The sequence below is a fragment of the Mycobacterium sp. genome (genome assembly GCF_036488105.1).
In the GTDB taxonomy this organism is placed as follows: Bacteria; Actinomycetota; Actinomycetes; order Mycobacteriales; family Mycobacteriaceae; genus Mycobacterium.
The window spans coordinates 1-7,013 of record NZ_DASXHW010000462.1 but is presented as its reverse complement, the minus strand read 5'-3'; the positions used below and the strand labels follow the sequence as shown (position 1 = coordinate 7,013).

Here is a 7,013-nt window from a genome sequence, read left to right as displayed (position 1 = left end):
TGGTTTTGTATGCGACCTGCTCGCCGCATCTGGCCGAGACGGTCGGGGTAGTCGGCGACGCTTTGCGCCGTCATCCGGTGACCGCGCTTGATACCAGGCCGTTGTTCGAGCCGGTGGCCGATCTGGGGGACGGTCCCTACGTTCAGTTGTGGCCGCATCGGCACGGCACTGACGCCATGTTCGCCGCGGCCCTTATAAAGCTGGATGGTTAGGCTCCTCCGCGCGCATCGTCGCTAAACTAGGCCCCCAGTAAGCTCTCGTTCATGTCAGGCAAGACCAATCGGCCGCTGATCGCGCCGTCGATATTGGCCGCCGATTTCGCCCGGCTGGCCGACCAGGCCGCCGCCGTCGAAGGCGCCGACTGGCTGCACGTCGACGTCATGGATGCGCACTTCGTGCCGAACCTCACGATCGGCCTGCCAGTGGTGGAGAGCTTGCTGGCCGCCAGTGACATTCCGATGGATTGCCACCTAATGATCGAGAATCCCGAGCGCTGGGCGCCGCCGTACGCCGAAGCGGGCGCGTACAACGTGACTTTTCACGCCGAGGCCACCGACAATCCGGTCAGCGTGGCCCGCGACATCCGCGCTGCCGGCGCCAAGGCGGGATTGAGCATCAAACCGGGCACCGAGCTGGACCCGTACCTGGAGATCCTCAAGGACTTCGACACCTTCCTGGTGATGTCGGTCGAGCCCGGCTTCGGCGGACAGCAATTTATCCCCGAGGTGCTGAGCAAGGTGCGCGAGGTACGCAAGCTCGTCGACTCCGGCGAGTTGACGATCCTGGTCGAGATCGACGGCGGCATCAACGCCGACACGATCGAGCAGGCCGCCGAGGCAGGTGTCGACTGCTTCGTCGCCGGATCGGCCGTCTACGGCGCCGATGACCCGGGGGCCGCAGTCGAGGCATTACGGCGGCAGGCCGGTGCCGTGTCACCGCACCTCCGCCGGTGAGCAGCCGGTGAGCACCGAGGCGGCCGTCAGCTACGACGCCGCCATGCACCTGGCCGTTGAGCAAGCCGATCTGGTCAAAGGCAAGACGTATCCGAATCCGCCTGTCGGCGCGGTCATCCTCGATCGCGGCGGCCAAGTCGCCGGCGTCGGTGGCACCCAGCGGACGGGCAGCGCTCATGCCGAGGTGGTGGCGCTGCGCCGGGCGGGTCGGCTGGCCGCCGGCGGCACCGCGGTGGTCACCCTGGAACCCTGCAACCACCATGGCAAAACGCCGCCGTGCGTGGATGCGCTGCTCGAGGCCGGCATCGCGACGGTGATCTACGCGGTGAGCGACCCGAACCCCAAGGCCGCAGGCGGCGCGGCGCGGCTGGCGGCGGCCGGGGTTCGCGTCGTCGGCGATATCCAGGCCGATCTGGTCACGGCCGGACCACTGCGGGAATGGCTGCACAAGCAGCGCACCGGTCTACCCCACGTGACGTGGAAATACGCCACCAGCATCGACGGCCGAAGCGCGGCCGCCGACGGCTCAAGTCAATGGATCACCAGCGAAGCCGCCCGTGCCGATGTGCACCGCCGTCGGGCTACCGCCGACGCGATCGTGGTCGGCACCGGCACGGTGCTCGCCGACGACCCGGCGTTGACGGCACGCCTGGCCGACGGCAGCCTCGCCGATCGGCAGCCGTTGCGGGTGGTGGTCGGTATGCGTGACATCCATTCGGAGGCAAAGGTTCTCAATGACGACTCACGCACCATGGTGATTCGGACGCACGAGCCGGCCGAGGTGCTGCAGGCGCTGGCCGATCGCACCGACGTGCTGCTCGAAGGCGGCCCCACGCTGGCCGGGGCATTCCTGCGGGCCGGGGCGATTGACCGCATCCTGGCCTACGTCGCGCCGATCCTGCTCGGCGGGCCGATCGCCGCGGTCGACGACGTCGGAGTGCCGAGTATCGCCCGGGCGTTGCGCTGGCGCTACGACGGCGTCGAACGGGTGGGGCCGGACCTGGTGCTGAGCTTGGTGCCGCGCGAGCCCACGCCAGGGATCAGCATCGGAACGCGGCGACGGTAGTCGCGGTACTGCTCCCCGAACACGCGGGTAAGGTCGCGCTCCTCGAATCGAACCGCGACCAGGATGTAGCCGGTCATGGCGGCCGCAAAGAGCAAGTGGCCCAGCGTCATTGCCGGCGTGAACCAGAATGCGATCAGAAAACCCAGATATAGCGGGTGTCGAACCGCCCGGTAGAAAAGCGGCGTCGTGAACGGGTGATCGGCAAGCTGCCGGCCGCGAAGCCGGGCGAACACCTGCCGCAGGCCGAACAGATCGAAATGATCGATCAGAAGAGTGCTCAGCAACACAATCGCCCACCCGACCAGACCGGTGGCTGTCAGTAGAATCCGCCAGGGCTGGGCCGTGATCCGCCAAACGTCGTGAGTGATCGGGTACCAGCCCGCGAGGAGAGCGATTAGACAGATGTTGGACGCCAGGACGTACGTCGACCGCTCCGCGCTGGCGGGCACGATGCGGGTCAACCAGCGTTTGAAGCCTGCCCTGGCCATGATGCTGTGCTGGACCGCGAACAGCGCGAGCAACGCCGCGTCGATGACCACCGCCGTGACGGTCAGAGTGCCGTCGCCGAGGCCGCCGCGATCGATGCTTTTGCCCACAACGTGCACGTTGCCGACCATGAAGTCGGCGTCGGCGACAAATCCGATCAGGTACAGAAAAGCGAGCAGAAACATCACGTACGCAGATATGCCGTAGGCCGCAATTAGGACACCGCCGGCCGAACTGCCGGCCGGCTGCGATGAAAAGCCATCGCCCCGCGCCACATCAAGATTGTGCTCCGCTTTTCGGCACAAATACAGGATCTCGGCGAAACGTCTAGGCCCGAGGCGCGACGGGCTGCTCCTCCAACACTTCGGGCTCGTCGGCGTGCACGCTCCGGCTGCCGATCAACAGGCCCAACAGTGCACCCACCACGCAGACGACCACAGTGACCTTGAAGATTCCGCCGTACATCTCAGCGAACGCCTCGCGATACATGGTCGCCTGATGCAGGACGCGCTCCGCGAGGCTGGCGTTCGCGGGCACCTCCGATGCCAATTTCGCGACGAGCTGCGGCAGTTGGTAAAAGCCCCACGCGCTCAGCGAGGCGACACCGATCAGCATGCCCGTCATCCGCGCCACCACCACCGCCGCCGAAGCAATACCGTGCTGTGCCGACGGCACCACCCGCAGGCTGGCCGATGTCAGCGGGGCGATCACCAGACCCAACCCGATTCCGGCGATTGCCAGATCGGTATCCATCGCGGGCAGCGACAGTCCAAAGATGTTGTGGCGGACGTTCAATAGGTCAACCGACCACTTCGAGATGAACCAGTAGCCGCCGGCGGCGATCAGCAGCCCCGCAAAAGCCACCGCTCGGTCGCCGATTCTTGTCGCGATCCCGCCGCCCACGAGCGCGCCGATCGGCAGCGCTGCCAGGAACCACAGCAGCATCATGGCGGCGTGGTCCTGATCTTTGCCGAGCACGCCCTGGGCGAATAGTTCGACGTCGACAAGGGTCACCATCAGGGCCGCACCGGCGCACAGCGACGAGCCGAGCGCGGAGAGGAACGGCCGGAAGTGCACCCCGGTGGGTTCGATCAGCTTGGTGCGGGAGAACCGTTCCCACACAAAGAAAATCACCGCGAAGACGACGGCCGCAACGATCAGCGGTGGGCCATAGCTGGGCAGCGCGTGCTTGCCGTCGGGGTTGGCGTTGTACAGACCGATGACCGCCAAACCCAGCGTGATCGCCAGCAGCAGGCCGCCGATGATGTCGATCTTTTCGGGCTCGCCGCTGCGGTCTCGGGACGGCAGGCTGAAGTGGATCATCACCATCGCGGCCAGCGCCAACGGCACGTTGATCCAGAACACGTCCTGCCAGCGACTGGTCAGCCAGACGATGAAGATTCCGTAGAGCGGGCCGAGCACGCTGCCCAGCTCTTGCGCCGCGCCGATGCCGCCGAGGACTCCGGCGCGGTTGCGCTGAGCCCATAGGTCAGCGCCCAGTGCGAGCGTCACCGGCAACAGCGCGCCACTGGCCACGCCCTGGATGGTGCGGCCAACCACCAGCACATCCAAGTTGGTGGACAGCGCCGTGATCACCGACCCGATCAGGAAGGTGGCCAGGCTGACTTGCAGAAGCAGTTTGCGCCCGAACCGGTCGGATGCCCGGCCCAGCAGCGGCATCGCAGCGATGTAGCCCAGCAGATACCAGGTGATGATCGGGGTGATGCGTTGCAGATGGTTGACCGGAATGCCGATGGTGCTGATGATGTCGCGCATGATGGTCACCACGACATAGGTGTCGAGTGCACCGAGGAGTACGGCCAGGCTGCCGGCGCCGATCGCGACGCCGCGCCCCGCGTGCCGGGGTGCCGTCACGGGGCGACCGGAGGCTTGGTGACCTGCACCGGCGCATTCCAGTTCGACAGCGTCATCCGGACCGAGTTGCCCTGACTCGGATCCAGCTGGACTTGGGCCAACTGGTGGTCACCGTTTTCCTCGATCCACGCGGTCGTCGGCGTGGGCTGGGTTGCCTTCAGTTGCGGCGCAAGGCCATTCACCGCGTCCGCTGAGGCGGTGCCGGTGATCTTGATGGTGCTCTGCCCATTGATCGTTTCGCGAGACTCGGCCTTCGGATTGCTCAGGTTGGTCAACAGGTTGGCCAGACCGGTGTTCGGGTTGAGGATCTCGGACGGGTCATAGATGGCGGACGCCGGACCAAAGCTTTCCCATTGGCCTGGGCTGAGCGCCGCGTAGAGGGTTCCGTTGTTGACCACGAACTGGGCATCGATGTCGGAACCGCCGAGCGTGATGTCGGCGTTGCCCTGGGCGGCGGTGTCAGGTGTCGTGGTCAGGTCGCCGGTCAGGGTCTTAACAGGCAGATGCTTGATCTTGCCGGTCACCGACAGCACCAGGTGCACGCTCTTGACATTTCTGGTAGTCAGGTTGGACTTGCTGAGCAGGGTGGCCGCATCGGGCAGCGAACCGCCGGATTGTTTGGAGGACGACGAGCAGCCGCTGACCAGAGCGGCGGCGATCGAGAGGGCGGCAACAACGGCGAGGATTGGGCGGCGCGTCTGCATAGGTTGCATCGTAGAGGGTGCGGTTGACCCGACGCGAAGCCTGAGGTGACGGCGGCGTCGCGCTGGGCAACGACAATCACTAGCCTGAGACGGTGTTCACCGGAATCGTTGAGGAATTGGGTGAGGTCGTCGGTAAGGATGACCTGGGCGATTCCGCTCGCTTCACCATTCAGGGTCCGGTGGTCACTGCCGACGCCGGTCACGGCGACTCGATCGCCGTCAACGGCGTATGCCTGACGGTTGTCGAAGTGCTGCCCGGAGGTCAGTTCACCGCCGACGTGATGGGGGAGACGTTGAGCCGGTCCAGCTTGGGTCGGCTGGCCGCAGGTAGCCGGGTCAACCTCGAACGCGCCGCCGCGGTGAACAGTCGGCTCGGCGGTCACATCGTCCAAGGTCACGTCGACGGCACCGGAAAGATCTTGTCCCGCTCACCTTCCGAGAACTGGGAGGTGGTCCGCATCGGCATGCCCGCCGAACTGGCCCGCTACGTCGTCGAAAAAGGTTCGATAACCGTCGACGGCATTTCGCTAACGGTTTCCGCGCTCGGCGACGACTGGTTTGAGGTGTCGCTGATTCCGACCACTCGCGAGCTGACCACATTGGGTCCGGCTCAAGCCGGAGATCGGGTGAACCTCGAGGTCGATGTCATTGCGAAATACGTCGAACGGCTCCTAGCGGCAAAATAGGATTGCCGTCAAGCTTTCCCACGATCACTCCATCGAGCGATCACCTGGCCGGCGAAGTCAAGCATCTGGTCAAGGCTAGGGAACATTGCGAAGGCATCCACGATTGCCTCGTCAGCACCGGACCCGGCGAGGCGCTCGAGCTTGCCGGCAATCGTGTCAACGGACGTGCCCGGTTCGAGGTTGATGCGCATGGCCGTCTTCAGCGCGTCAGGATCGCGGCCGGCGTCCAGTGCCGCACGGCGCGCAACCGACCACAAGTGGTCGGTGACCTCGTCCTGCAGCCCTTCGACCCCGAGCCAGCCGGTGCCGCTGCGGCCGACCCGGCGCATCGCGGCCTCACTGGCACCCCCGATCCAGATGGGCGGACCGCCAGCCTGGACCGGGCGCAGGTCGGCATGGACCGGCGGGAGGGAGAAGAACTCGCTCTCCCAGGACACCGGGGTGGTCGTCCACCATTCGTGCAGGAACGCCAGCAGGTCATCGAGCATCCGCCCGCGCCGGCGCCAGTCCGCGCCGCGGGCGATGTCGTGTTCGTCCTTCATCCACCCGATTCCCACGCCAACGTCAAGGCGGCCGTCGCTCAGCACGTCGAGCGTGGTCAGCAGCCGGGCCAGGTGCGGCGGCTCGTAGTAGAACGTGCTGAGCGTGCTGGCGTTCAGCCGCACCCGGTTGGTCGCCGTCGCGGCGACGGTCCACAGCAGCACCGGATCGAGGTAACGGGTCATCTGCGGCGGGTACGGCTGGTCTTTGCCCGGATAGGTGCTATGCATATCAACCGGCGTGACCAGGCGATCCCCCACCCACAGGGTGTCGTAGCCAAGGTCCTCGAGTCCGCGGCAGAACGCGCTCAGGCCTGCGGCGCTGCTGATAGCGGGCCCGACTATGGGAAGTGCGAAACCAAGCTTCATCGGGAGAGTCCTCTCATTTCGGTGATTCATCAACCACCATCTGGGCGCACGGCGCCCCGGTTCGTTACTGCCTGGACCGGCCGCGGTGCGGCTCAGCCGGGAGCGGTGGCGCCGAGGGCGAAGTCGTAGTTCCCGACGCCATTGCTAGCGAGACCCATCATGACCAGGCCCGTTCCTTCCAGCCAGTGCGCCATGTTCAAGCCGCCGACGTCTAGCGGGCGCAGCCCGAGGCTCTCGATGAACTGTCCGACGCCCGCCTTGGCGTGCGCGTCGTCGCCGGCAATGAAGACGTCGAGTGGCCGGCCCTGGGCCAGCACCACGCCGAAGATGGTGTT

The 7,013-nt window shown here is 65.9% G+C and carries 7 protein-coding genes and 2 pseudogenes; 4 read left to right on the top strand and 5 right to left on the bottom strand.

Annotated features, from left to right (window positions below; all coding sequences use genetic code 11):
- The 3 genes and pseudogenes from VGH54_RS24230 to ribD form a co-directional block, all read left to right on the top strand.
- Positions 1–212, top strand: a pseudogene (locus VGH54_RS24230) (rRNA cytosine-C5-methyltransferase); the annotation flags it as partial.
- Between the two features lie 51 nt (positions 213–263).
- A complete protein-coding gene (gene rpe / locus VGH54_RS24225; RefSeq protein ID WP_331514665.1) occupies positions 264–953 on the top strand; it encodes a ribulose-phosphate 3-epimerase in 690 nt (229 codons plus the stop codon).
- 43 nt (positions 954–996) lie between these two features.
- Positions 997–2,019, top strand: coding sequence for a bifunctional diaminohydroxyphosphoribosylaminopyrimidine deaminase/5-amino-6-(5-phosphoribosylamino)uracil reductase RibD (gene ribD, locus VGH54_RS24220; RefSeq protein ID WP_331514666.1), 1,023 nt, complete (start codon positions 997–999; stop codon positions 2,017–2,019).
- Here ribD and mddA read toward each other — a convergent pair.
- From mddA to VGH54_RS24205, 3 genes are read right to left on the bottom strand one after another with little or no spacing between them, the layout of a single operon-like run.
- On the bottom strand, positions 1,923–2,780 hold the full coding sequence (mddA, locus tag VGH54_RS24215; protein ID WP_331514664.1) for a methanethiol S-methyltransferase: 858 nt from the start codon (positions 2,778–2,780) through the stop codon (positions 1,923–1,925). The two genes, ribD and mddA, sit on opposite strands and share 97 nt — an antisense overlap.
- A gap of 52 nt (positions 2,781–2,832) precedes the next feature.
- Positions 2,833–4,380, bottom strand: coding sequence for an MFS transporter (locus VGH54_RS24210; protein WP_331514662.1), 1,548 nt, complete (start codon positions 4,378–4,380; stop codon positions 2,833–2,835).
- Entirely contained in the window at positions 4,377–5,093 is a 717-nt protein-coding gene (locus VGH54_RS24205; protein ID WP_331514660.1) for an LppX_LprAFG lipoprotein, read from the bottom strand. The genes VGH54_RS24210 and VGH54_RS24205 overlap by 4 nt, the downstream gene beginning before the upstream one ends.
- An 83-nt stretch (positions 5,094–5,176) precedes the next feature.
- Between VGH54_RS24205 and VGH54_RS24200 the strand changes: the two genes are divergently transcribed.
- Complete coding sequence (locus tag VGH54_RS24200) at positions 5,177–5,770, top strand: riboflavin synthase (protein WP_331514659.1); 594 nt, start codon at positions 5,177–5,179, stop codon at positions 5,768–5,770.
- An 8-nt stretch (positions 5,771–5,778) separates the two neighbouring features.
- Here the strand turns inward: VGH54_RS24200 and VGH54_RS24195 are convergent, their stop codons facing one another.
- Both VGH54_RS24195 and VGH54_RS24190 read right to left on the bottom strand, forming a co-directional pair.
- Positions 5,779–6,678: a TIGR03619 family F420-dependent LLM class oxidoreductase gene (locus VGH54_RS24195; protein ID WP_331514658.1), complete on the bottom strand. Its 900-nt coding sequence runs from the start codon at positions 6,676–6,678 to the stop codon at positions 5,779–5,781.
- 92 nt (positions 6,679–6,770) lie between these two features.
- A pseudogene (locus tag VGH54_RS24190) lies at positions 6,771–7,013 on the bottom strand (NADP oxidoreductase); the annotation flags it as partial.